Genomic DNA, 24,202 nt, shown 5'->3' with positions numbered 1-24,202 from the left:
TGGTTCTTTTTTCTTGTTTAATCATTCAGAAATTCACTCCCGCCGTTGCGAAATATGTCCTCCCCGGCAGAGGGAAGTCGAGGGCGTCCCTCACGTCGAGGTTATTGAGAAGGTTCTTTATCTCGAACGTGACGAAGAACTGCTTCCACTCAGCTTTTGCGCCTATGTCGTAAGTCGTCCGGGCGGGGGTCGTCTTCGAATCGGGGAATGCGCTTACAGGTATCCTGTCGACGTAGTGTGTCTCCCAGAAGAGCGAGAGGTAATTGAAGTCGAGCACCGCTCTTAGGTCGAACTTGTTCCTGGGCCTTCCCGGGAGCTGCGCCCCCGTCTCGTTTATCTCTCCGTCGAGGAACGTGTAGCCCGCAAAGAGCTCGAAATACTTAAACGGCCTGAGCACGAGGCTCGTCTCTATACCCTGCTCGTCCACGTTACCGACGTTCTGGGGCTCGATTGTCTGCGCGCTTATGAAGACGAAAAGTATGAGGTCGTCTATGTGGCTCCTGAAGTACGTGACCTCGAGCGCGCCGCGCGGGTGCGAAAGTATTAAGCCCACGTCGAAATCGTAGGCGGTCTCGGGCTTCAGGTCGGGGTTCCCCCTTATGAACCCCTCGTTCGGAAAGAATAGCTCGCCGAAGCTCGGGGCCCTGTACGAGCGTCCGGCGTTCGCCTTGAACGACAGGTAATCGAGCGGCGTGACTATCACTCCGAGCCTGGCCGAGATGCCCGAATCCGTCGTCGTCTCCTCCTGTCTCGTGCTCCAGAGGTCGTACCGTATGATGGGATTGATAACAACCATGTCATTTAACAGGTTTATTTCGTCGGACGCGAACAGGCTGAACGTGAACCTGTCGGGGTCGCCGAAATCGTTGCTTTCCAGGATGTCTTCCCTGAGCTCCGTCGCGAACGTAAAAACTTGATTATAAGGTGCGAACCACGTGAGCTGAGGGTTTATGCCGAATGAATACGTTTTGCTGAGCGTATCGATAGGAAGACCGACGGTCGGCTCCGGGTTTTTGAATTTGAGGTCGTCGAACCTGTTGAATATGAGCACGTCGAGGTCCATGTCGGGCCTTATGAACTGCTCCTTGGATATGTTTATGCTCGTGAGGTTTCTTAAATCTTTCTGATTCGCGTCGGGCTGCTGGAATTCTCCCAACCCGGGGACGCCCCTGTCATCGTAGAAGAACTCGTTGAGAGCCTCGATCTCCCAGCCGTTCCCAGCATCGTAAGCGCCTTTGACGAGGAGGCTTTCGGAGTGGAACTCGTTGTTTATACGTGTGAGTATGAGGTCGTTCACCGATTTGAACTTGAAATCCCCCTTGCTCTGCGCGTGCGTGAAGGAGACGAGGTAGCTCAAGTTTCCGATTTTCTGCGCTCTCGACGCGTTAAATCCGAAAGTCTCGTAGGAGCCGTACGTGACAGAGCCGAACGTGAAGGGCTTGTCCGGTTTTTTCGTAACGATGTTGACCACGCCCCCTATCGCGTCCGTCCCCGCCAGCGCCGAAGCCCCGCCCCTTATTATCTCGAACCTGTCCACGTAATTGACGGGTATCGTGGAAAGGTCCACCCCGCCGCCGATAGGGCTGTTGAGCCTCACGCCGTCTAGCAGTATCACAACCTGGTCGTTAGACGAGCCCCTGATGGACATTGTCTTTAACTGTCCGAACCCTCCGTAATCGCGTACGACGACGCCCGGAGAGAATGAGAGGATTTCGGAAGCGGTGCTGTACTCGCCCTGAAAGTCTTCGAGGTCTATTACTGTCGAAAAGGCCGACGGGTAATCGAGTGGCGGCTCTATGGGAGTGTCCTCGACGACTACCTCTTCGAGGGTCTCCCCCTTCTCTTCCTGAGCCGATGCGGTTACGGAGAAGATTAACAGAAGAGCCGATAAGAAAATTTTTATCACTGGCACCCCCGGTCAGCCGAGCGGCAGCCGGGAGGCAGACTGGATTTCAAATCCATTTACTTTCTCCCCCCGAAGAAAAGTAAATTCACAGTTATAAGGCAGATATTCTGGCTCGTAGCCTCTGGACTCTCCCGCGCCTTCCCGGAGCGATTGCTCCAGTGGCATCTTGCGGGGGACTTTAAGGACTACTCACAGCAGCGAGCGGGCTGCGCCGGATTCACACCGGACTTCCCTTTTAAGCTGAAAGCACCTTATACCTATAAATTTTCAAAAGAGCTTTAATTCATGAACATCATAACTATCCGTCAATGAGAATTCAAGTGCGGTCGATTGAGCGTAATGCTGACATGGATTGTAAGTGTTAAATTATTGAGAGTTAAAATTCTCCTGGGTGACAGGTAATAGCGCGGGATTTATCTTTCCCGACATTACAGAATTGGCGGCGGGTGAGCACCCGCGGGCATGAGATCCTCATCTCCTACTCTGCTCAACTAAACCCGTTCGCACTGAGGCGCAGAACCTGCACTCGTATATGATCTCTCTGTCGCTTCTCAGTTTTAGTCAAGCAATGGAGCCGATACTTAATTGCGCGCCTGTCCTGAGCGAAGTCGAAGGATCGAAGTGCGTATGTTCAGCCACAATTCTCACTCGTACTTTTAAACACTAAGTGCGTGATCTTTCTCATAAGACACACTATGTGTGTTTTCATCGAGGAAAAGAAGAAAAACATATTTTGCCTTCTTTATGTATTCCAAGTCTTTAAGAAAGATGAGGGCAGCCAACGATACATTGCTGTCACAAAATATAATGCTGTCCTCTCCATCATCTTTTATCTCCGAATTGCTTGACACCTGCAATGGATGACACGCGGACATCGCGCTCCCCCTTTTCTCACCCGACATTCGGTATGACCTTCCTCCCGAACGTCTTTATCAGCCCTGAAATGACCTCGTGCGGGGCCTGGGGGAACACCATCCGGCAGACTATGTACCTGATCCCGAGCTCGTCCCTGTACTTTCTTATCTCCTCGACGCAGTCTTCGGGCGTCCCGATTATGAACCTGTCTTCGGCGAGGTGCTTGAACATCGGGTCGTCCAACCCGGTGAGCTGCTTCCCCCGGACGAACATCTTCACGCCGAGCGAGAAGTAGAACTTATACATGCTGATTATATACTTGTTCCCCCCTTCGACCGCATTCCTCCGGCCGGGGGATACGAACGTCTCTCTCAGTAGTATGTGCTCAGCCCTATCCGGGTCTCTTCCGTGCTTCTTCGCCTCGTCGTTATAGAACCCGAGCGTGTCCCTCACCATTTCAACTGTCCTTCCGGGGCCTATGAGCAGCGGGTATCCGAACCTCCCAGCCCTTCTTATCGCGGGCTCCTCGAAAGCGCCTACGTATAACGGAATCGGGTTCTGCACTGGCCTCGGCGTGAGCTTCGCGTTCTCGAACCTGTACCTCCTCCCCTCGTAGCTGAATTTCTCCCCCGTGAGCGCCTTCTCAAGCACCTCTATCCCCTCGTCCATTCGCGAGGGCCTTTGCTTCATGGGCACCCCCATACCCTCATACTCCTCCTTCCTGTATCCGAGCACGACGCCGAGGTCGAACCTCCCGTCCGATATGTTGTCGACCACCGCCGCGTCCTCCGCCACCTTCAGCGGGTTGTGGAGGGGGAGTATGATACCCGCAGAGCCTATTCTTATCCTGGACGTGACCGCCGCCATCGCCGCCGCCGTCACCGCGGGGGAAGGGCAGTACCCGTCGTCGAGAAAATGGTGCTCGGATATCCACGCGGATTCGAAATTCACCTTCTCGGCGAGCTTTACCTGCTCGAGCGTGTTCTTGTATATCTGCGGGTGTGTGTACGGAAGCTCCTGATGAGTCTGCATCCCGAATAGCCCGACGCCGAATTTCATATGCTTTCCTCCTCAAGCCGGATATTTCGGGCTTATTATAACATCCGCCGTTCTTCGAAATCCATCCCGGGCCCGTTTATTTTCCGCTTGCTCCGGCTCGTGCAAACGAAGCCTTGTTTTTTTCCCGCGCTTCGGTTTATAATGAGTTTTACAATCCACTGCGAGGTGCAAAAAAAAATGGCTAAAGATATAAGGTTCGGGCTCTCCGCCCCCATGCCTGGGGCCGATCTGGACGGGCTTCTCAAGTTCTCAGTAATGGCGGACAAGCTCGGATTCGATACCGTCTGGTATCCCGACCACGTGGTCTTCGTCTCCCCCACCGAAGCGCACGAGGCCTGGACGATTGCGACCGCGGCCGCGATGATGACGAAGAATATAAGCCTCGGCACTGTCTCCGACCCCCACAGGATGCACCCCGCCGTGTTCGCTCAGAGATTGGCATCTATAGACCACCTCTCCAAGGGTCGAGTCACCCTCACTCTGGGCGTGGGCGAGTCAATGAACCTGGACGCTTACGGCATCAAATGGAACAAGCCCCTCACGAGGCTCCGGGAATCTATGCAGGTGATGCAGAAACTCTGGGCTGCCGACGGCCCTGTCGATTACAAGGGTGAGTTCTTCGAGCTTAAGGACGCGTTTTTGCAGGTGAAGCCCTACAAGAGGAACCGCATACCTATGTACATAGCGACGCACACCCCCAAGGGACTCAGGCTCGTCGGTGAATTAGGCGACGGATGGCTCCCGATAGACTTGAACCCCAAGCTCTACGCCGAATATCTGGGCGTGATAAAGGAGAGCGCAAAGGAAGCCGGACGCAAGATGAAAGATATAGACCCGGCGCTCTGGGTGTTCACTTCACTCGGCAAGAACGAGGACGAGGCATACAAGACGCTCGAGCCCTTCAAATACGTCCTCGTCATGCAGGACCAGCTAAAGAAAGCGGGATACGACGTGAATATCCCCGAGGAATACCACGGCCTCAACTACTTCAACGTCATCCCGCAGGACGAAGCCGGGAGGCAGAAGTTCAGGCAGATAGGCCAGTTCTTCCCCAGGGAAGCTATAATCGACTTCACGATAACCGGGTCGGCGAAGGACTGCATCAAAAAGATAGAGAAATACATAAGCAAGGGCGTAAGGCACTTCGTCCTTTTCTACAGATTCAGCCCCGACCCCGAAAAGGCGCTCAAGACATACGCAAAGGACATCATCCCCTACTTCAAAGGCTGACCATTTACTTTCCTGCATCCTCTGCTCTTTCAGCCTTTTTAAAATTCCCTCCCCCTCAACAGGAGGGGGGAGGGCCTGTCCCGGACTCCGATCCGGGATCTGGGTGGGGGTGTACCTTACACCAATTCCGCTATTTCAGACTCGATTCAGAAACTAATCTTTCATCTTTAATTCCCTCCTTTCATAAAGGAGGGTAAGGGTGGATTTTCTCCTTCTGTCATTCCCGAACGCTTTTATCGGGAATCTACTCCGCCGCTTCCTTCCCATCCTTCACCACGCCATCCTCAAAATACACGTACTTATATATGATGTGGTCGAGCGGGTTCGGCTTAAGCCCCATCACGTAAGGCTTTATCATGTTCTGCTGGTTCGATATATAGAAAGGCGCGACGGGCGCGTCTGTTTCGAGTAGGATCTTTTGCGCCTGGTCGTATATCTCCTTCCTCTTCCCCGGCTCGGGCTCTTCGGCAGCCTTCTCGACGAGCGCATCGTACTCCCTGTTGCACCACCTCGTCCTGTTGTTTCCGGAAATGCACGTGAATATAGACATGAAGTTGTGGGGGTCAGGGAAGTCCGCTCCCCAGCCGGCCCTGTGTATCTCGGGCGGGTCCGTGTTTATCGTGCTCAGGTACACCTTCCACTCCTGGTTCATTAGCTCGACCTCGATCCCGAGATACTCCTTCCACATGCTCTGGAGCGCTTCCGCTATCACCCTGTTGTTGCTCACGTCGGGCCAGAGGAACGTGACCTTCGGGAAACCCTTCCCGTCCGGGTATCCCGCTTCGGCCAGCCATTTTCTCGCCTGCTCCGGGTTAAACTCTATTCCTATATCCGGGTTGTATCCGAGCATGTTCTTGGGTATCCAGGACGTCGTCGTAACGCCCGCGCCCTGTATCAGGCCCACTAGGCTGTTCCTGTCTATGGATGCGGCGAACGCCTTCCTGACGAGCGGGTTGTCGAATGGCGGCTTCTCCACGTTAAACGCGATGTAATTGACCCTGAACTGGAGCGTAGCCGTGAAATCGGGCAGGTCCCGCAGCCTCGGCACTTCGAGAGGCGGTATGCTCTTGCTGTCGGCGTAATCGAGCTCCCCGCTCTCGTACTGCGCGAGCGCCGAGGACGGGTTCTCGTTCATTATCAGCTTCACCCTTTTGACCCTGGGCTTCTCCCCCCAATATCCGGGGTATTCCGTGAGGACTATGTTGTCGTGGTGCCTCCACGACGTGAGCGCATAAGGGCCGAGCGTGACTATATTCTCAGGCTCAGTCCACTCGAGCCCGTGCTTTTCTATGACGTCCTTTCTCTGGGGGAATGTCGTTATGAATGCGAGCATGCTCGGGAAGTAGGCGGCCGGCCTCTTGAGCCTCACATTGAGGGTCCTGTCATCGAGCGCCTTCACGCCCACCTTGTCCGGGTCAGTTATCTTTCCCGTGTTGTATTCCTCGGCGTTCTCCACGTCGTATAGCGAGTACGCGTAGTCGCCCCCCGTCTCCGGGTTAAGCACCCTCTTCCAGGAGTATTCGAAGTCGCCCGCCGTGAGCGGTTTCCCGTCGGTCCACTTCACCCCTTCCCTGATTTTAAATGTATACGTCTTCCCGTCTTCGCTCACCTCCCAGCTCTCGGCGAGCTCGGGCTCGGGCGTGAAGTCCTCTCCGAACTTCGTGAGCCCCTCCATTATGTTGTTGATGATATTGACGGACGTGCTGTCAGTCGCGAGCGACCAGTCGAGCGTCGGAGGCTCGTTCCCCAGGTTCACGTTGAGAGTGTCTTTTTGTGTTATATCGATCGACTGGTTGTTATTCCCGCATCCGGTGATTAGCAGAACGGCTGTGAAGATAACGGCGGCAATCCTAAACATGGGTAGTTAATCATAAAGCGCCGGGACTTTAATGTCCAATCCCGCTCAATCTCTCCTCTCAACCCGTTCGCCCTGAGGCGCACAACCTGCGCTCGTACCCGTTCCCTCCGTATTTCCGCTGCTTAATAACGCAACCAGCAAACACGTTCGTGCTGAGCTAGTCGAAGCACGGTTCTTTTCCTCCCTCTCCCCCTTTGTGGGAGAGGGCTAGGGTGAGGGGGGTACATCATAGTTCTGTCATTTCGAGCAGCGCGAGAAATCTGTCTTTGTCATGCTGAACTCGTTTCAGCATCTCGTTTTTTTCTTTAATTCCCTCCTTAGAAAAAGGAGGGCAGGGGAGGATTTTTCTTTTTGTTTGTTCTGTCATTGCGAGGCTCCGAAGGAGCCGCGGCAATCTCGTCCTTCTTTGCATTTCATTCCTCCCTTTGTAAAGGGAGGTCGGGAGGGATTTTTCTTTTCCTTTTAAATCCCCCTAATTCCTGCTCGCTCGTAAAGGCTCGGAGTTCACGCAATCCTCTCCTCCCCCGAGACCTCGTACGCGACGACGCTCTCGGGTCCTTCTATGAGCTCCGGGAATTTTTTCTCGAATTCCTTGAAGTGCGGCATCTCGAAATGCAGGTCGAGGTCCCGCCTGCTCCTCCACTTTTCATAAAACGTGAACGAATCCGGATCGAACGGGTCCTGGAGGAATTCGTAGAGGATGCAACCGTCCTCGCTCCTCGACGGCCCTAGCATCCCTCTCGACATATCCGTCATCTCCTTCCTGCGCTCCGGTTTGGTCCTGAACTTCGCTATGAGTATGAGCATTTATCCCCCTTTACAAACTCGGCGAAAAACCGTAGTATAGGCTTGGTCGGGGCCGTTTTCAAGCTTGACCGGAGAGGCAATAAGGTGCGTTGTTAAGGGTCAGGGAGAGATATAATGTCCGAAGATAAATATAAGCGGGGAGTTGAGAAACTCGAAGAGATTTCGCCGGGCGCCTCGAAGAGGACTGCCGAGAGCCTTGGCGACATAGCCCCCGACATGGTGCGGTACATGATGGAATTCGTCTTCGGCGAGATATCGTCGAGGCCCGGTCTCGACATGAAATCACGCGAGATCACGGCGGTAGCAGCTCTTGCCGCCATAGGGACTGCGCCCAACCAGTTGAAGATTCATATAAAAGGCGCGCTCAACTGCGGCTGCACGCGGGAAGAGGTCGTCGAAGTGCTCATTCAGGTCCTTGTCTACGCCGGTTTTCCCGCTACGCTGAACGGTCTCAGGCTCGCCAAAGAGGTCTTCCAGGAGATAGACGGAAAGGGCTGACGTTGTATATATTTCCCCGCTGTCAAAACCGCCTTTTTCCAGCCAGCAATCTTTCCTCTATCTCTTCGAGTGACAGGCCCTTCGTTTCCGGCACCAGCCTCCATACAAATACTATCCCGAGAAGGCTCACTAGCGCGTATAGCCAGTAGGTATACGCCGCCCCGGCCGCTTCTAATAGCGGCAGAAAAGAGAACGAGACTATTAGATTGGCCCCCCAGCTCGACATCGTAGCGATGCTCACGGCCCTGCCCCTTACGTTGAGGGGGAATATTTCCGTCATTATGATCCAGGGGACAGGACCCAATGAGAAAGCGAAGCATGCTATGTAAATCCAGACGGTGATCACGGTCGCTTTACCGGTCTCGAGTCCGCCGCCCGACCCCCCTAGCGCGAACACGCCTCCTATCGCCGTTAACGAAACGAGCATCCCCGTGAGGCCCGCATAGAGGAGCGGCTTCCGCCCCGCCTTGTCTATGAGCCATACGGCGATGAAAGTCGCGAGCACGTTCATGACGCCGACGCTCACCGTCGCAAGGATGGCGCTATCGTGCGATTCCATTCCCGCTTCCCTGAACAGGGAAGGCGCGTAATACATCACTGTGTTTATCCCGACGAACTGCTGTATGAGGAAAAGCCCGACCCCCGTAACGAGCGCGCGGCTTACGGGCGGCCTGAGCATATACGCGAAACCTCCGTTCGTTTCCATGGATAGCACGTGCCGAATATCGTTCAATTCCGAATCGGTCAGCGCCTCGTCCCCGCCGCTGATTTTGAGGAGCGTTTTTCTCGCCGCCTCCTCTCGCCCCATTTTTATCAGCCACCTGGGGCTCGGGGGGAGTATGAACATTCCGGAGAGCAATACTGTTGCCGGAATCACGCTCGTCCCGAGCATGAACCTCCAGTCCCCGGATACTGTAAGCGACCTGTCGATGAAATAGCCGAGCAGGATGCCTATTGTGATCGCGAGCTGAAAATACGTCACCAGCCTCCCTCTGCCTGAGGCTGGGGAAATCTCGGCGATGTAGAGTGGTGCGGAAGCGGAAACCGCACCGAGCGCGAGTCCGAGTATGAACCTCGAAACGAGAAGCGCGCCTGCCGAGGGTGATAACGCCGACCCCGCAGCTCCCGCGATGAAGAGGAGCGCCGCCCCCTGCACGGTCAACTTTCTCCCGAGCCTGTCTGCGAATACGCCGTTAATGAACGCCCCGATTATCCCGCCAATGAGCACAATCGAGACGACGCTGCCTTTCCCCACCGTGTCAAGGCGGAACTCGTCCGATATAAACCCCAGCGCCCCGCTTATCGACCCCGTGTCATAACCCAGCAGCAGGCCGGCGAGGGCGGCTATGGCCGAAGTAAGAATTACGATTCCGCTCTTTTTCCCGGAATTCATTGCGTGATTGTACATCGAGACCGAAATTGGCTGACGCGTTACGGAAAGAAGACATTATATGTGCCTTTTTCAGTCATTGCCAGTGTCCGTGATATAATAAGACCTGACAGCGGCGCATCGAATTTTAACCGTTATGGAGTGGGTGGGAATAAGTTAAAATAAATAATTCGAGAACACGGTTTAGTGTTATGAGTAATCAAAATTCCCGTATGAGGAGATATGTTATGAGAATAAGTTTGCTTCTTTTTTCGGTACTGCTTACCGCTTTTGCTTTTTTCGGGTGCGCTAAGCCCAAGGGCAACACCCCCGTATCCCAGAGGGCTTACATACTCCAGATGAGGGATAATACCCTCGCGGAGATCTATCAAAAAAGCCCTTACATGGAGGACCTGGTCAAAAATTCGGCCGGATACGGCGTTTTCAGCAATATCAATACCCAGCTCCTCATACTCGGCTCGGGGAACGGATACGGGGTGGTGACAGACAATTCGAACGGAAAAACTACATTCATGAGGATGGCCGGGGGAGGAGTCGGCCTCGGTGTGGCGCTTACCGATTTCAGGGAGCTGATAATCTTCAATAACCCTGCGGTGATGAGGCAGTTTATCAGCAGCGGGTGGGATTTCGGAGTTCAGGGCGATGCTGTGTTGAAATCCAAAACACAGGGTTCGGCAGCTAGCGGTAATGTGCCATTCGAATCCGACATCGTCATTTATCAGCTTACCAAGCAGGGTATCGCACTCCGCACGAACGTCGGCGGCGAGAAATACTGGATAGACAGCGACCTGAATTATTATTGATCGTTGGAAACGCGCCCTGCAGTCGCAATATATGACTTATAAAATCATCCTGGCCTCCTCCTCGCCACGGCGGAAAGAGCTTCTGGCTGCGCTCGGTCTCGAGTTCGAGGTGATGCCCCCGTCTTCGCACGAGATTGCCTCGGGAAATGAGACTCCGGAAGAGTTCGCGCTAAGGGTCTCTCTCGAAAAAGCGTCGTCCGTATCGCGGGACCTGGGAAACGGCATCGTCGTCATAGGAGCCGATACTATAGTCGTCGTGGACGGCGAGATACTCGGCAAGCCCGGAGACCGCGACGAGGCTTCCTCGATGCTCCGGAAGCTCTCGGGAAAAGAGCACCACGTATATACGGCATTTTCGATCGTAAGGCCTAAAAATGAGGTGCTTCACTCGGAAGTCGTCGATACAAGGGTGCGGGTAAAACCCCTTGCGGCTTCCGAAATAGAAGGTTACATTAAGACCGGAGAGCCTATGGACAAGGCCGGATCCTACGGCATTCAGGGGATAGGCTCTTTCCTCGTGAGCGGCATCGAGGGCTCGTATTCGAACGTCGTCGGCCTCCCCGTAACGGAGCTTCTCGCAGCGTTGAAAAAACTGGAAATCGTTTAGTTGATCTCGTAGGATGGATGTAGCAGGCAGTCTCAGGTCCGTTAAGGATAGGATAGAAAGAGCAGCGGCGAGAGCCGGCAGGGACGCAAGCGGGATAAAGCTCGTCGCCGTCACGAAAGGGGTGGAGCCCGAGCGCATACTCGAGGCCGTGAGGGCCGGCCACCTGACATTCGGCGAGAATTACGCGCAGGAATTCAGGCTCAAGAAGGAGATAATCGAAAGGACGGTCGCCGAGAGCGTCGAGTGGCACTTCATAGGGCGGCTTCAGAAGAATAAGGTTAAGTACCTGGTAGGCGAAGTCGGTTTGATACAGTCCCTCGATTCACTCACCGTCGCCCGCGAGATCGAGAAGAAGGCCTCGGTTCTTGGAGTCAGTGTGCCGGTGCTGATAGAGGTCGATACGGACGGCGAGGAGACGAAGGGCGGAGTGAAAAAGGAGGACGCGGAGGGTTTTCTAAAAAGTCTCGGTGAATTTCCCTCGATCGAAGTCCGCGGGCTTATGACTATGCCCCCTTATTTCGACGATCCCGAACGCGCCCGGCCCTATTTCCGGACGCTCAGGGAGCTCAGCGGCAGGCTCGGCGTCTCGTATCCGGGACTGAGGGAGCTTTCGATGGGAATGAGCGGCGATTTCGAGGCCGCGATCGAGGAAGGCGCCACGATAGTCAGGGTAGGCTCGGCGATTTTCGGGCCGAGGCAATAATACACAGGATGCAGAAAATAATATGGCGAAGATAGGTTTCATAGGCGGCGGGAACATGGCGGAGGCACTGATCAAGGGCCTCATAGCGTCAGGCGTGTATAAGAAGAGCGACATTATCGTAAGCGATAACGTTAAGAAAAGGCTCGACCATCTGAAATCCGCGTACGGCGTCACAGTGACTCACGACAATAAAGACCTCGTGGCCAAATCCGAGCTCGTCGTCCTCTCCGTAAAGCCCAATACTGTCCGGAAAGTGGTGAATGAGATAAAAGCGAAGATTACTGCGCAGAAGATGCTAGTTTCGATCGCGGCCGGCATACCGGTCTCTCTGATATCCGGTGTTCTCAAAAAGAAAGCGAAAATAGTCCGCGTCATGCCCAACACTCCCGCGCTCGTCCTCGCCGGGGCCGCTGCTCTATACTGCAGCCCCAGTCTGAGCGACGAGGAGAGGGAGCGTGTAAAGAAGATATTCGAATCGGTCGGTATCGCCTACATAGTCGAAGACGAGAAGCTCCTCGACACAGTTACCGGCCTCAGTGGGAGCGGCCCCGCATTCGTATCGATGTTCATAGAGGCGCTCTCGGACGGCGGCGTAAAGATGGGGCTTCCTCGCGATGCTGCGTTGAGACTCGCGGCGCAGACAGTCTACGGCACTGCAAAAATGATAATAGAGGAAATGTCCCACCCGGCTGTGCTCAAGGATAAGGTCTCCTCGCCGGGCGGTACGACCATAGAGGGCATACACAAGCTCGAGGCGGGCGGGTTCAGGGCTAACGTCATATCCGCCGTCGAGGCGGCAACCAACCGTTCGAGGCAGTTATCCAGGGAGGATAAATAATGTTTATCGTCGCAAACCTCGTGATAGGCATAGGCCAGGCCCTTCACTACATAATAAACATATATATCTTTATCGTAGTCGCCAGGGCCATAATCTCATGGGTAAGTCCTGACCCCTATAATCCGATTGTGAGGTTCCTATATATGGCCACGGAGCCAGTGCTGAGGTATGTGAGAAGGTTGATGCCTATAGTCAGCGGTATAGATTTTTCACCGATAATTGTGATGATTGCTCTGTTTTTTATCGACCAGGTCCTGGTCCAGTCCATAATCGATTACGGTATTCGTTTGAAAGCGGGCATGCCGTAAACTGTCTCATGAAAGAACCTCCTCTAACGTTCACGGTCCAGGTCCAGCCTAAATCGTCCCGCGACGAGATAGCGGGTATTCATGACGGGAGGCTGAAAGTCAGGATATCTGCTCCTCCTGTCGAAGGAAAAGCGAACGAGCGGCTGATAGAGGTCATTTCAAAGGCGTTCGGAGTCCCGAAATCGAATGTCGATATAATAAAAGGACACTCCTCGAGACTAAAAACGATTAGAATATCTGGTATAGGCAAGGAAGATTATGACCTGCTCGTTTCGAAATTCGGCGATACATAGGATCGCCTGAGCCCTTCTATCGGAGGCCGTCATGCCGGAAATCACTATAGGCGGAAACAGGATAAATTACATTGAGGGTGATGTTACCGACCCCGCACGCCCGACTGTGCTTCTTATCCACGGCGCGGGCCAGCGAATCGCCACATGGAAGCCCCAGCTTGAGCTTCTCAAGGACGATCCCCGGTATAACGTAATTGCACCCGACCTTCCGGGCCACGGTGCATCAGAGGGGACGGGTTACAGGGATATCGAGAGCTACAAGGGGTTTATCGACGAGTTCACAACCGCGCTCGGCTTGAGCGACCTCATTCCGGTCGGCCACTCTATGGGCGGCGCCGTAGCGATGGTTTTTGCCCTCGACCACCCTGAAAAGATACGGGCCTCCGTCCTCGCCGGCACGGGCGCAAGGATGCGCGTATCCGCTGAAACACTGAAGACCGTAAAAAATGACTATAAGGCGTTCTGCGACGTAGCGCCCGGGAGGATGTTCGCCCCGGATTCGCCCGCAGAGCTCAAGGAAAAATTCAGAAAAGACCTCCTCGGGACGTCGTCCGAGGTCTGCTACTGGGACCTTGTCGCGTGCGACGAGTTCGACATCATGGACAGGGTGCACGAGATAACGAGACCCGTGTGCGTCATCTCGGCGGACCTCGATATCCTGACGCCGACCAAATACGGGGAGTATCTCAACAGCTCGATCCGCGGTTCGTCATATCACGTCATAAACGGCTCGGGGCACTTCATGATGCTCGAAAGACCCCTGGAATTCAACGAAATATTGACCGGTTTCTTAATGTCCGTAGAGCCTTAGCGGTCCCTTGAATCCAGAGCCCTCCTAAATTCATCTATTGAAAATGCGCCTCTCACTATTTATATTAAATTATAGGGGCACGCTTAACTGTCCCTATTGATTATAATTTTCAGGGATTGAGGTAGGTTAGGGTGAGGCTCACGGTTTCGCTAATTACGTTGCTCATGTTCTTCGCTTCGGTAGCCGCCTCTCATGGCGCCGAAGATTCCGATGATTCTCTCGGTTTGAGAACCGAACAGTCCTGCTACAACTACACTTTCATAGATAATAATTCTATAAGGGGTACGCTCCTCGAAAAGGAGGTGATGGACTCCTCTCCCGGCAAGCCGGACGAGGTCTCGTACGATACTGCGAGAAACCTCTGCAGGCCCGATAGCACGTTTCAGCTGGCTGCGATTGAAAAAAACGACTCTCCGGATACTCAACCTGAAGTCTCGGAGGAGTTGAGTGATGAAAATCCGTTCCTGCCTAATTCGCGGATAGCCTTTATTGAAGAGGGCAAACTGAATTACGATCAGTTTCAATCGAAAGAAACGATTTTTTACGGGGGTCTCGTTCCTTTCGTCGCCGTCCACGACGCGGATCTCGAGACCGACGACCACTTTTTCAACCCGGAGAGCTTCTCCCTCTTCCTATACTTCAAAAAGAAGTTCTGACCGCTTCGGAAGTAAGAGCGGTCCCGAATTGTCAAAAAGTCGCGAGGGGATTGCCCTACCGCGCTTTCCCTTTACTAGAATCTCTATTTTGTTAAAATAAAGTCAGCTTATAAAAGGGAGACGGAAAATGAAAATAGCACTTTTAGGCGGCACAGGCGATATCGCCGAGGGGCTCGTGCTCAGGTGGTCGAAAGCCGGGCACGAGATATTCATAGGATCCAGGAGCGACGAGAAGGCTAAGGGAATCGCCGCTGAATACATAGAGAAACTAAAGGCCCTGGGTGTAGAGCCCAAAATTCACGGAATGCCGAACGCGGAGGCGGCAAGGCAGGCGGAAGTGGTAATAATAAGCATACCTCCCGAGCATGCGGCTGCGACCGTGAGCCAGATAAGGGACAGTTTTACCAATCAGGTCGTCGTTTCGCCTGTTGTTTCGATGAAGCGGGAGGGAAAAACGTTCCTGTTCAACCCCCCGGCCCAGGGGTCCTCGGCGCTCGAGATCAAGGAAGCCCTGCCCGATACCGCGAAGCTCGTATCCGCCTATCACAACCTGCCGGCAACGGAATTGAGCGAAATAGACAGGACGCTCGATTACGACGTGGTTATATGCGGAGACGACGACGGGGCCAAGGAAGTCGTGAAGAAGCTGACCGAGGACATGCCCAACCTCCGCGTTCTGGATGCCGGTTCTTTAGAGGTGTCCTCGATGATAGAGTCGATGACGCCCCTCATAGTCAACCTGAACGTGAGGTATAAACCCCAGCATTTTTCTGTAAAGTTCGTTTGAGACTTATGGAGACGGCCCCCGCGGCCGTCTCTATTCCCCGATTATCTGAAGAATGACGTCCCTCGTGCGGGGCCTGTTGTCGAAATCGACCACTATTATCTGCTGCCACGTGCCGAGGAGGAGCTCCGACGAGGAAAAAGGAACCGTGAGGGATGCACCTTGAAGAGCTGCCCTCACGTGCGAAAAGCCGTTCCCGTCCCCCCACCTCGCGTCGTGGTGATAGCGGATGTTCCTGGGGGCTATCCTTTCGATAGCATCCCTGAAATCCTGTATCGCTCCGCCTTCGTATTCGATCGTAGTCACCCCGGCCGTGGATCCCGGTATGAACACGGTCACTATGCCTGAAGATATCCCCGACTCCCTCACTCCCTCCCCGACCTCGTCAGTTATATCTATGAGGTCCGTCTCTCCCTTCGTGCGGAGCCTTATGCCCTTCGTTATCACGGCCATATAGCGCCTCCTAAAATAGTCTTAACTGTGTGGGCTTTTCGAGCGGCACGGCTTCGAACCCTCTTTTTTGCAGCGTACGGGCGAAGCCTCCGCTGTGAGCGCCTATCAGGAAGACCTTTTCCGGGCCGACGGATTCGACGAACCTGATGAGGTCGCGGTAGCCTGCCCGATTGCCGAGCGGAAAGACCTCGTCCGCCCTGCACGAGTTTTTTATAGAGGATATTTCGTCCTGCGCCGCATCGGTGACCACACCGACTTTTTTATCGCGTATGTCGTCGATTTCTTTCGAACCCTTGTTAAGGGGGAACACGATGACCGCCCCTTCTGTCTTCTTAGGTCCGAACAGCTCGCAGTTTTGGAACGTGACGCCGAATTCCTCGTATATCTTGACGGCTCCGTATATGGATCTGTGGACGCCGAGCCTGTATCCCGCATCCCCTAGAGCCTTGACCAGCTCCTCGGCCGCGCCCGGTGTTTCCGCGAGGAGCACGGGGACAGCCCCTGACGAGAGCGAGCGGTCTATGAATTCCGAAAGCGACCTTATCACGTCCTCAGCCGGAGGGGATTCATATTCCGGTGAACCTTTTGTGCACTTCAGGATAACTATCGGACACCTTTTTATCCGAATCGGCTCTGCGGTGAGCGATTGTCTCATGCCGATGTCCCCCGTATACAGGATCGACCTGCCCGCCGTCTTTATCTCTATCTGTGCCGCTCCGAGCATGTACCCTGACGGCATGAGCTCGGCCTGGGCGCTCCCGATCGTGAAAGGCCTGTTGTAAGGGCAGGCCAGGGCGACCGATTTCCTGATCTTTTTTTCAATGAGCCTCAACGTCTCCGGTGTGGCGATGACTTTTTCGGACGGGGCGAATCTTCCGATATTTGCGCTCGATATGAAGGAAAATTTCGCCTTCTTTTCGGAATCGAACCACAGGCTTGTTCCCCTTAAGTGGATCCCCTTGTCGAACTCTATCATAAAACTTAAATTTTAGTGTACTTTCAAAGGGGTGATTTGCAAGCACGGTGCCATTCCTGTTGACAGGGAACGGCCGGAACGGTGATAATTCTTATCTATCCGTACTGAAATCATTAAACTATCTGTAAATATTTCTCAAAGGGAGCGAACCGAATGGATAAGACCGAGATACTTCTCAAGGAATTGACCGAGTCCCACGGCGTACCGGGCTATGAAACGGATATTCGCGAGGTCCTAAGGAAATATCTGAAGCCCCTGGGCGCTATCAGCAAGGACAACATGGGGAGCCTCATTTGTAAAAAGCCCGGAAGGTCTGCCGAGCCCAGAGTAATGCTTGCTGGACACATGGACGAGATCGGCTTCATGGTGAAGCACGTATCGTCAGACGGTTTTATCAGGTTCACCACGCTCGGGGGCTGGTGGGACCATGTGCTTTTAGGCCAGCGCGTGGTGCTGAAAACCCATAAAGGGGACGTCCTCGGGGTCATTGGGGCTAAGCCCCCTCATCTCCTCTCTCAGGAGGAGCGCACCAAGCTCCTTCAGAGAAAGAATATGTATATAGACATCGGCTCCACCTCGGAAAAAGAGGTCGAGAAGGCGGGCGTGCGGGTGGGCGACCCGATTGTGCCCGTGAGCGAATTCTCCATTCTTGCCAATCCCAGGACATACATGTCCAAAGCGTTCGATGACCGTGTCGGTTGCGCCGTCGTAATCAAGGCGCTCGAGACACTCCCCGCGGGAAGCCTTCCCAATACGCTCTTCGGTGTGGCCACTGTCCAGGAGGAGGTCGGAGTCAGGGGCGCGAGCACGAGCGTCGAGATGGTAAGCCCTGATGTCGCGATAATACTCGAATCCGACATAGCGGGCGACGTCCCCGGCATAAAGCCCGACGAGTCGGCTACGAAGCTGAACGGAGGGCCGTCGCTCCTACTCTACGACTCGCGAATGATACCTAACCTGAAGTTAAGAGACCTCGTCGTGGATACGGCGAAAAAATCGAAGATACCGCTCCAATTCACGACTATGGAAGGGGGAGCGACCGACGGCTCCGTCATACACCTCCATAAGAACGGCGTGCCGACCGTGGTGCTCGGAGTCCCAACGCGTCACATTCACAGCCATAACGCGATAATTCACAGGAACGACTTCGATAACACGGTCAAGCTTCTGAAGGCAGTCGTTCAAAGACTGGACAAGAAAAAGGTAGACGAGATTAAATCTTTCGCGTAATTCGTTCCGGACTATCCGGCAAGGTCGCCCAAAGTCTATGAGCCGTCGGGGGATTAGCGAAGGAGGGTAGCGTGTCGAAGTTCGTAAGTTTAGCCAGGATTCTGTGCGGCGGGTGAGCACCCGCAGGCACACACATAGTGTGTTTTAATATTCTTTCCAACTCCTCTGGTTAATCCGGCAACGAAGCCCAACCCGTTCGCCCTGAGCTCGTCGAAGGGTTGAACGGGTATCACTCTCGTAGGCATGCGGGCTGATTTGATAGATTTTAGCCGTAGATAAGATATTTTAGCCAGGATTCTGTGCGGGCGAGCACCCGCTGGCATACGATCTCTAATCTCCGCTTCTGCTCAATTTCTACGATTGCTGTATCTGCACCAGTAGCTGCTTAACAACCATAAGACACACTACGTGTGTGATTTTTGCTTCTTTGTATCAAGACAAAGAAGAAAAATAACAATTGATTTGCCTGAACTTTTTCAGGATTCAATTCAGGAAAGAAAAGAAGAAGAATATATCGGTTTTTATGTATTCTAATGGGACAACTTTTATCCACGAATTACTTGACATCTACAGTATCTCGTATCGCCAAATTACTGGTAAACTTAGAACCACTTTGGACTTCATAAAAATAACGGGTGCGAGAGAGCACAATCTTAAAGACATTTCCCTGAAGCTGCCCAGAAGGAAGCTGGTCGTCATAACCGGAATAAGCGGGTCGGGGAAATCGTCCCTCGCCTTCGACACCCTCTTCGCCGAGGGGCAGCGGAGGTATATCGAGTCTCTCTCCGCATACGCCCGGCAGTTCGTCGAGCAGATCGGGAAGCCCGACGTGGATTCCATAGAAGGGCTGTCGCCTTCGATCTCGGTCGACCAGAAGACGTTTCAGAGGAACCCGCGCTCCACTGTCGGCACGATTACCGAGATATACGACTTTTTGAGGCTCCTCTACGCGCGGCTCGGCACGCCTTACTGCCCCGACTGCGGTGTGGAGATCTCCGCACAGAGCCTCGAAAGGATGACGGAGCGCGTTGCCGGCCTGGGCGAGGGAGAGAAGGTCTCGATTTTCTCACCTATTGTGCAGGGGAGGAAAGGGGAGTACAGAAAGGAGCTCGAAGAGCTCAGGAGGGAGGGCTTTGTAAAGGTCAGGATAGACGGGAAGCTCCATGACCTCGACGAGGAGATCAGGCTCAACAAGCAGAAAAAGCACACCATAGAATTGCTCGTGGACGTCGTAGTCATCCGCCCGGGCGAGGTGAAGGGCAGGGTAAACGAGTCCCTGAAATTGGCGCTAAAGCGCTCGGGCGGAGTGGCGAAGGCTGAGACGGACTCGGGCATAACACTCAGCCTCAGCGACAAGTTCGCCTGTCCCGAATGCGGGATGAGCTACCCTGAAATCTCACCGCGCCTCTTTTCGTTTAACTCCCCTTACGGCTCCTGCCCGACCTGTCAGGGTCTGGGGGAGACCTGGTTCTGCGACCCGGAGCTCCTCGTCGACGAAGAGCTTTCGATCGACGACGGGGCGATAATACCGTGGCGGAACTCGAATTACTTCAAAAAATTGACCGAGGGCGTCGCCGAATATTACGGCATCGATACCTCCGTTCCGTTCAGGAAGCTGCCCGCGAAATTCAAAAAGATCATCATACACGGCTCGGGCGGCGAGGAGATAACCATCAGGAGGGAAAGAAGGGGTCGTTCGCTCAGATACAAAGATACATACGCCGGCGTCGCCGGGATAATCACGGAATGGTACAAGGAGACCGATTCCCCCCCTGTCCGCGAAAAGCTCGCCCAGTTCATGCGGACTGCAGAGTGCCCGGACTGCAAGGGGTCGAGGCTCAGGAAAGAGGCCCTCTCTATACTCTTCGGCGGTAAATCCATATACGACGTCGTAACCATGTCGTCTGAGAACTGCATCGTGTTTTTCCGCGGCATCGATCTCACGCCGAGGGAAAGGGAAATCGGGGACCGTATCATCAAGGAGATAAATTCACGCCTCACGTTTTTAACCGATGTGGGACTCGGATACCTCACGCTCGACCGCTCGGCCCCCACGCTCTCGGGCGGCGAGGCCCAGAGGATAAGGCTCGCGACCCAGGTGGGCTCGAAGCTGACGGGCATAACATACGTGCTCGACGAGCCCACGATAGGTCTTCACCCTAGGGACAACCGGAGGCTTATAGATACGCTCAAATCGCTCCGCGACGGGGGCAATACGATCATCGTCGTCGAGCACGATGAAGAGACGATAAGGAGCGCCGATTTCATCGTCGATATAGGGCCTGGGGCGGGGGAGAAGGGCGGAAGGATAGTTGCCGAGGGCAATGTGCACGAGCTTATTAGCCACCGCGAGTCTCTCACCGGAGGCTATCTCTCGGGAAGGGTAGGGATACCCGTGCCAGGGTCGCGGAGAAAGCCCAAGGGCTTTATAACCATAGAAGGGGCGTCCGAGCATAATTTGAAATACTTCGACGTCTCTTTTCCGCTGGGGGTCTTCACGTGCGTGACGGGCGTTTCGGGCTCGGGAAAGAGCACTCTCGTCATAGATACGCTCTATAACGCCCTGGGGCGCAAGCTCTACAGGAGCAAGGAGAAGGTCGGGAAATACGAAAGACTCTCAGGCATCGGGGATATAGACAAGGTGATCAACGTGGAGCAGTCGCCGATCGGAAGGACCCCGAGGTCTAACCCCGCCACTTACACGGGCATATTCGCGCCGATAAGAGACCTGTATTCTATGCTGCCCCAGGCCAACATCAGGGGATACAAGCCGGGCAGGTTCAGCTTCAACGTCAGGGAAGGCAGGTGCGGCGTCTGCCTCGGCCACGGCGTCGTGAAGATAGAGATGCATTTCCTGCCCGATGTCTACGTGACGTGCGAGAGGTGCGGGGGCAGCAGGTATAACTCCGAGACTCTAGAAGTAAAATACAACGACATGAGCATCGCGGACGTTCTGGACATGACCGTCAGCGAGGCCGCCCGGTTTTTCGAGAACGTCCCGCATATAAAATCGAGGCTCGACGTGTTGAATGCCGTCGGGCTCGAATACATAAGGCTGGGGCAGCCGGCGACCACACTTTCGGGCGGCGAGGCCCAGCGCATAAAGCTCTCGAAGGAGCTCGCCCGCCGCTCAACGGGGAGCACCCTCTACATACTGGACGAGCCGACCATAGGTCTCCATTTCGACGACGTGAGGAAGCTACTCGACGTCCTTCAGCGGCTCACCGATATGGGGAACACGGTCATAGTGATCGAGCACAATCTCGACGTGATCAAATGCGCCGACCATGTGATAGATATGGGGCCCGAGGGAGGCGAGAACGGAGGGCGTATCGTGGCCGAGGGGACGCCCGAAGAGGTGGCAGGGACGGACGGGTCGTATACAGGCGCCTACCTGGGAGAAGTGCTGGGCGGAAAGACACCCCGGCGGAGAGGGGTGAGCTGAAGTGGATTTTATACAGTCATTGGTGCTCGGCGCGGTCCAGGGGATAACGGAGTTCTTCCCTATAAGCAGCACTGCCCACCTCGCGCTGCTCCCGTGGTTCTTTTCGTGGAAAGACCAGGGCCTGCCCTTCAACGTGGCGCTCCACGTCGGGAGCCTTATCGCGATCCTTTTCTATTTCTGGCGGGACTGGGTGCTCATAATAAGAGATTTTTTAAAGAGCGTCGCAGAAAGGAGCTTCGAGGGACGTCCGAGCGGTAAAATAGGCATGTTCCTGCTGATCGGGACTATCCCTGGGGCTTTATCCGGATTCCTCTTCGAAGAGCAGGCGGCCGGGGTCCTCCGTCACCCCCTGTCTATCGCCTTTACGCTTTCCGCTTTCGGACTTCTCCTCTATATTTCCGACAGGTTTTCTAAAAGAGACAAATCGGTCGAGGACATGGATCTCACGGACTGTATAATCATCGGCCTCTCTCAGGCCCTCGCGATAATCCCCGGCGTCTCCCGTTCCGGGGTCACGATCACGGGCGCTATGTTCAGGAACTTCAGGCGCGACGAGGCAGCCAGGTTCTCGTTCCTCCTCGCGGCGCCGCTCATAGCGGGGGCGGGGATATTCGAATCCCGTCACCTCGCTTACTCGGACGTCGTCAGCGCCCCGTTTATTGCGGGTTTCATAGCGTCCGCTGTCTTCGCGTTCCTCGCCATAAAATATCTGCTCAGGTTCGTCAGGAAGGAGAGCTACACGCTCTTCGTCATATACCGCCTGATTCTCGCCGTGCTCATTGTGTTCATGTACCTGAAATAGAATGTCCCGTCGGTCGGGGTATTATGAGCGTGTTTAATACATCCGCTCGTTTCTCCCTATTTATTCTTTACATGGCTCCATATCGTGGCTAATCTTTTTCTATGGGCAAAATTCGCGAAACCGGCAGCTTCGTAGTGTTTCTCGTTCTTATATTGGCAGTCTCTGCGCCATTTGCTGGAGCGTCGGGACCGGGCGACCCGCAGGCTCAGAGGAGCGACCTTGCCGTACTGAGCGCGATGCAGGACGAGCTCGAGAGGTCGCAGAAAAAACTCAGGCTCGAGGGTTACGAAGACCCCTATTTCATCAGCTATCAGATAAAGGACAATGAATTTTACAGCATAGAGGGCAAGTACGGCGCGGTCGTCTCGTCGGACAGGAGCAGGGTAAGGCGTCTCTTCGTCGATGTGCGCGTGGGGGACTACGGCTTCGATAATTCCATGAAAGGCAGGTCGGGGGGCGGCATCCCGTTCGACGGGTCATCGTCCGTGCCTCTCGATAACGATCCAGCGGCGATAAGGACGGTCCTCTGGCAGGTAACGGACTACGCTTACAAAGAGGCGCTTGCGCAGTATCTAAATAAAAAGGCCGTAAACGTGCAGGAGGTCAAGGCTGAGGATTTCGGCAGCTTTACCAGAGAAAAACCCCATGTTTTTTACGGCCCCGAGCTTGCTCTCACGTTCGACCCCGGCAAATGGGAAGCGACCGTTAGAGAGATTTCCTCGATATATAAGGATTATAAAGAGCTCCTCAATGCGGACCTTTCAGTCACTGCTCAGAAGGAGACCGTCTATTTCATCAACACTGAGGGGACACAGTACGTAAGGGACGAAATCCTTTACTCCATAGACGCCGAGGTTACGGCGAGGGCTGAGGACGGAAAGGTCATAGAGAACTACAGGAACCTCTACTACGTTACGCCTGAAGATATCCCGCCCGTGGATGAACTCAAAAAGACGATACGGGAAATGGTCGAAGATACGATCAAAATGAGAAAAGCCGAGGCTCTCCCGCCGCTGAGCGTGCCAGCTCTGCTCGAGCCTGAGGCCGCGGGCGTAGTTTTTCACGAAGCGGTAGGGCACAGGCTCGAAGGGGAAAGACAGATCGACGACGATGAGGGACAGACCTTCAAGGACAAGGTCGGGAAAAAGATAATCCCCGGCTTTCTCTCGATCATTGACGACCCGTCGATGAAGAGCTTTAACGGGACGCACCTCATGGGTTATTATCCGTTCGACGACCAGGGAGTCCCCGGACAGAGGACGGTGCTAGTCGAGAACGGCGTCCTCAAGAATTTCCTGATGTCCCGCACGCCTATAGAAGGGTTTCGGAAATCGAACGGCCACGGGAGAGCGTCCTACGGTCAGTCCCCTGTCGCGAGGATGAGCAACACGATAATCGAGTCCTCGAAAGAATATCCTAAGGACAGATTGAAGGAGCTGCTGATCGAGGAGGTCAGGCGTCAGAAAAAACCCTTCGGCCTGATTATTAAGAACATGAGGGGCGGCGAGACCAACACCTCCTCTTATAACTTCCAGGCATTCAGGGGCACTCCGCTCGTGCTGTATAAGGTCGACCCAGAGACAGGCGAGGAGACCCCCGTGAGGGACATCGAGATCGTAGGGACGCCCATAGTCACCGTGAACAAGATAATCGCGACCGGGGACGACTACGCGGTCTTCAACGGGTTCTGCGGGGCCGAGTCCGGGTACATCCCCGTTTCGACGGTAGCGCCCAGCATACTCGTTTCCGAGATGGAGTTCCAGCGCGAGTCCTCGAAAAAAGAAAAACCGCCGCTCCTCCCTCCGCCCGCTTTCGACACGGTGAAATGAGTGAAATCCTCTCTCCCACAGTGCCGCAGCTTTATGCCGATACCGCTCGTTATGGGGGAGA

General features: G+C 54.4%; 22 protein-coding genes and 1 riboswitch. Of the genes, 15 read left to right on the top strand and 7 right to left on the bottom strand.

Annotation, left to right across the window (positions count from 1 at the left end; translation table 11 throughout):
* Positions 1-25 precede the first annotated feature (25 nt).
* Together AB1598_11635 and AB1598_11630 are read right to left on the bottom strand one after the other, a co-directional pair.
* Complete coding sequence (locus AB1598_11635) at positions 26-1,906, bottom strand: TonB-dependent receptor (GenBank protein MEW6145659.1); 1,881 nt, start codon at positions 1,904-1,906, stop codon at positions 26-28.
* Between the two features lie 79 nt (positions 1,907-1,985).
* Positions 1,986-2,175: riboswitch (cobalamin riboswitch) on the bottom strand.
* A 622-nt stretch (positions 2,176-2,797) separates the two neighbouring features.
* Positions 2,798-3,820, bottom strand: coding sequence for an LLM class flavin-dependent oxidoreductase (locus AB1598_11630; protein ID MEW6145658.1), 1,023 nt, complete (start codon positions 3,818-3,820; stop codon positions 2,798-2,800).
* Between the two features lie 177 nt (positions 3,821-3,997).
* On the opposite strand from AB1598_11630, the gene AB1598_11625 reads away from it, so the two are divergent.
* A complete protein-coding gene (locus AB1598_11625) occupies positions 3,998-5,050 on the top strand; it encodes an LLM class flavin-dependent oxidoreductase (GenBank protein MEW6145657.1) in 1,053 nt (350 codons plus the stop codon).
* A 244-nt stretch (positions 5,051-5,294) separates the two neighbouring features.
* On the opposite strand, the gene AB1598_11620 is transcribed toward AB1598_11625, so the two are convergent.
* Both AB1598_11620 and AB1598_11615 read right to left on the bottom strand, forming a co-directional pair.
* Positions 5,295-6,908 (bottom strand): peptide ABC transporter substrate-binding protein, encoded by a 1,614-nt coding sequence (locus AB1598_11620; protein MEW6145656.1) that lies wholly within the window; start codon positions 6,906-6,908, stop codon positions 5,295-5,297.
* A gap of 504 nt (positions 6,909-7,412) precedes the next feature.
* Positions 7,413-7,715: a putative quinol monooxygenase gene (locus AB1598_11615; protein ID MEW6145655.1), complete on the bottom strand. Its 303-nt coding sequence runs from the start codon at positions 7,713-7,715 to the stop codon at positions 7,413-7,415.
* 114 nt (positions 7,716-7,829) lie between these two features.
* On the opposite strand from AB1598_11615, the gene AB1598_11610 reads away from it, so the two are divergent.
* A complete protein-coding gene (locus AB1598_11610; GenBank protein ID MEW6145654.1) occupies positions 7,830-8,213 on the top strand; it encodes a carboxymuconolactone decarboxylase family protein in 384 nt (127 codons plus the stop codon).
* Positions 8,214-8,235: 22 nt separating this feature from the next.
* On the opposite strand, the gene AB1598_11605 is transcribed toward AB1598_11610, so the two are convergent.
* Positions 8,236-9,606 (bottom strand): sugar porter family MFS transporter, encoded by a 1,371-nt coding sequence (locus AB1598_11605; GenBank protein ID MEW6145653.1) that lies wholly within the window; start codon positions 9,604-9,606, stop codon positions 8,236-8,238.
* A gap of 224 nt (positions 9,607-9,830) precedes the next feature.
* On the opposite strand from AB1598_11605, the gene AB1598_11600 reads away from it, so the two are divergent.
* From AB1598_11600 to npdG, 9 genes are all read left to right on the top strand, one after another.
* Positions 9,831-10,406, top strand: a complete 576-nt coding sequence (locus tag AB1598_11600; GenBank protein ID MEW6145652.1) for a hypothetical protein — start codon at positions 9,831-9,833, stop codon at positions 10,404-10,406.
* Positions 10,407-10,437: 31 nt separating this feature from the next.
* The gene (locus tag AB1598_11595; GenBank protein ID MEW6145651.1) at positions 10,438-11,013 is read left to right on the top strand and encodes a Maf family protein; all 576 of its coding nucleotides are present in this window, start codon (positions 10,438-10,440) and stop codon (positions 11,011-11,013) included.
* 13 nt (positions 11,014-11,026) lie between these two features.
* Complete coding sequence (locus AB1598_11590) at positions 11,027-11,716, top strand: YggS family pyridoxal phosphate-dependent enzyme (GenBank protein MEW6145650.1); 690 nt, start codon at positions 11,027-11,029, stop codon at positions 11,714-11,716.
* A 22-nt stretch (positions 11,717-11,738) separates the two neighbouring features.
* Complete coding sequence (gene proC, locus AB1598_11585; GenBank protein ID MEW6145649.1) at positions 11,739-12,554, top strand: pyrroline-5-carboxylate reductase; 816 nt, start codon at positions 11,739-11,741, stop codon at positions 12,552-12,554.
* Entirely contained in the window at positions 12,554-12,862 is a 309-nt protein-coding gene (locus AB1598_11580) for a YggT family protein (GenBank protein MEW6145648.1), read from the top strand. Before proC ends, AB1598_11580 begins: the two co-directional genes overlap by 1 nt.
* A gap of 8 nt (positions 12,863-12,870) precedes the next feature.
* A complete protein-coding gene (locus AB1598_11575) occupies positions 12,871-13,155 on the top strand; it encodes a DUF167 domain-containing protein (GenBank protein MEW6145647.1) in 285 nt (94 codons plus the stop codon).
* Positions 13,156-13,186: 31 nt separating this feature from the next.
* Entirely contained in the window at positions 13,187-13,966 is a 780-nt protein-coding gene (locus tag AB1598_11570; GenBank protein MEW6145646.1) for an alpha/beta hydrolase, read from the top strand.
* A 131-nt stretch (positions 13,967-14,097) separates the two neighbouring features.
* Positions 14,098-14,622, top strand: coding sequence for a hypothetical protein (locus AB1598_11565; GenBank protein MEW6145645.1), 525 nt, complete (start codon positions 14,098-14,100; stop codon positions 14,620-14,622).
* Positions 14,623-14,749: 127 nt separating this feature from the next.
* On the top strand, positions 14,750-15,409 hold the full coding sequence (npdG, locus tag AB1598_11560) for an NADPH-dependent F420 reductase (protein ID MEW6145644.1): 660 nt from the start codon (positions 14,750-14,752) through the stop codon (positions 15,407-15,409).
* Positions 15,410-15,439: 30 nt separating this feature from the next.
* Here the strand turns inward: npdG and AB1598_11555 are convergent, their stop codons facing one another.
* Both AB1598_11555 and AB1598_11550 read right to left on the bottom strand, forming a co-directional pair.
* Complete coding sequence (locus AB1598_11555) at positions 15,440-15,859, bottom strand: secondary thiamine-phosphate synthase enzyme YjbQ (protein MEW6145643.1); 420 nt, start codon at positions 15,857-15,859, stop codon at positions 15,440-15,442.
* 10 nt (positions 15,860-15,869) lie between these two features.
* Positions 15,870-16,835: a hypothetical protein gene (locus AB1598_11550; GenBank protein ID MEW6145642.1), complete on the bottom strand. Its 966-nt coding sequence runs from the start codon at positions 16,833-16,835 to the stop codon at positions 15,870-15,872.
* 153 nt (positions 16,836-16,988) lie between these two features.
* Between AB1598_11550 and AB1598_11545 the strand changes: the two genes are divergently transcribed.
* The 4 genes from AB1598_11545 (at position 16,989) to AB1598_11530 (ending at position 24,141) form a co-directional block, all read left to right on the top strand.
* The gene (locus AB1598_11545; GenBank protein ID MEW6145641.1) at positions 16,989-18,065 is read left to right on the top strand and encodes a M42 family metallopeptidase; all 1,077 of its coding nucleotides are present in this window, start codon (positions 16,989-16,991) and stop codon (positions 18,063-18,065) included.
* Positions 18,066-18,678: 613 nt separating this feature from the next.
* The gene (uvrA, locus tag AB1598_11540) at positions 18,679-21,510 is read left to right on the top strand and encodes an excinuclease ABC subunit UvrA (protein MEW6145640.1); all 2,832 of its coding nucleotides are present in this window, start codon (positions 18,679-18,681) and stop codon (positions 21,508-21,510) included.
* A 1-nt stretch (position 21,511) separates the two neighbouring features.
* Positions 21,512-22,312: an undecaprenyl-diphosphatase UppP gene (uppP, locus tag AB1598_11535; protein MEW6145639.1), complete on the top strand. Its 801-nt coding sequence runs from the start codon at positions 21,512-21,514 to the stop codon at positions 22,310-22,312.
* Positions 22,313-22,413: 101 nt separating this feature from the next.
* Positions 22,414-24,141, top strand: coding sequence for a TldD/PmbA family protein (locus AB1598_11530; GenBank protein ID MEW6145638.1), 1,728 nt, complete (start codon positions 22,414-22,416; stop codon positions 24,139-24,141).
* Positions 24,142-24,202: the final 61 nt, after the last annotated feature.

The organism is Thermodesulfobacteriota bacterium (assembly GCA_040754335.1).
In the GTDB taxonomy this organism is placed as follows: Bacteria; Desulfobacterota_D; UBA1144; order Nemesobacterales; family UBA2774; genus 2-12-FULL-53-21.
Note: the sequence above shows the minus strand (reverse complement) of the source record. Positions and strands in the feature narration are given on the sequence as shown.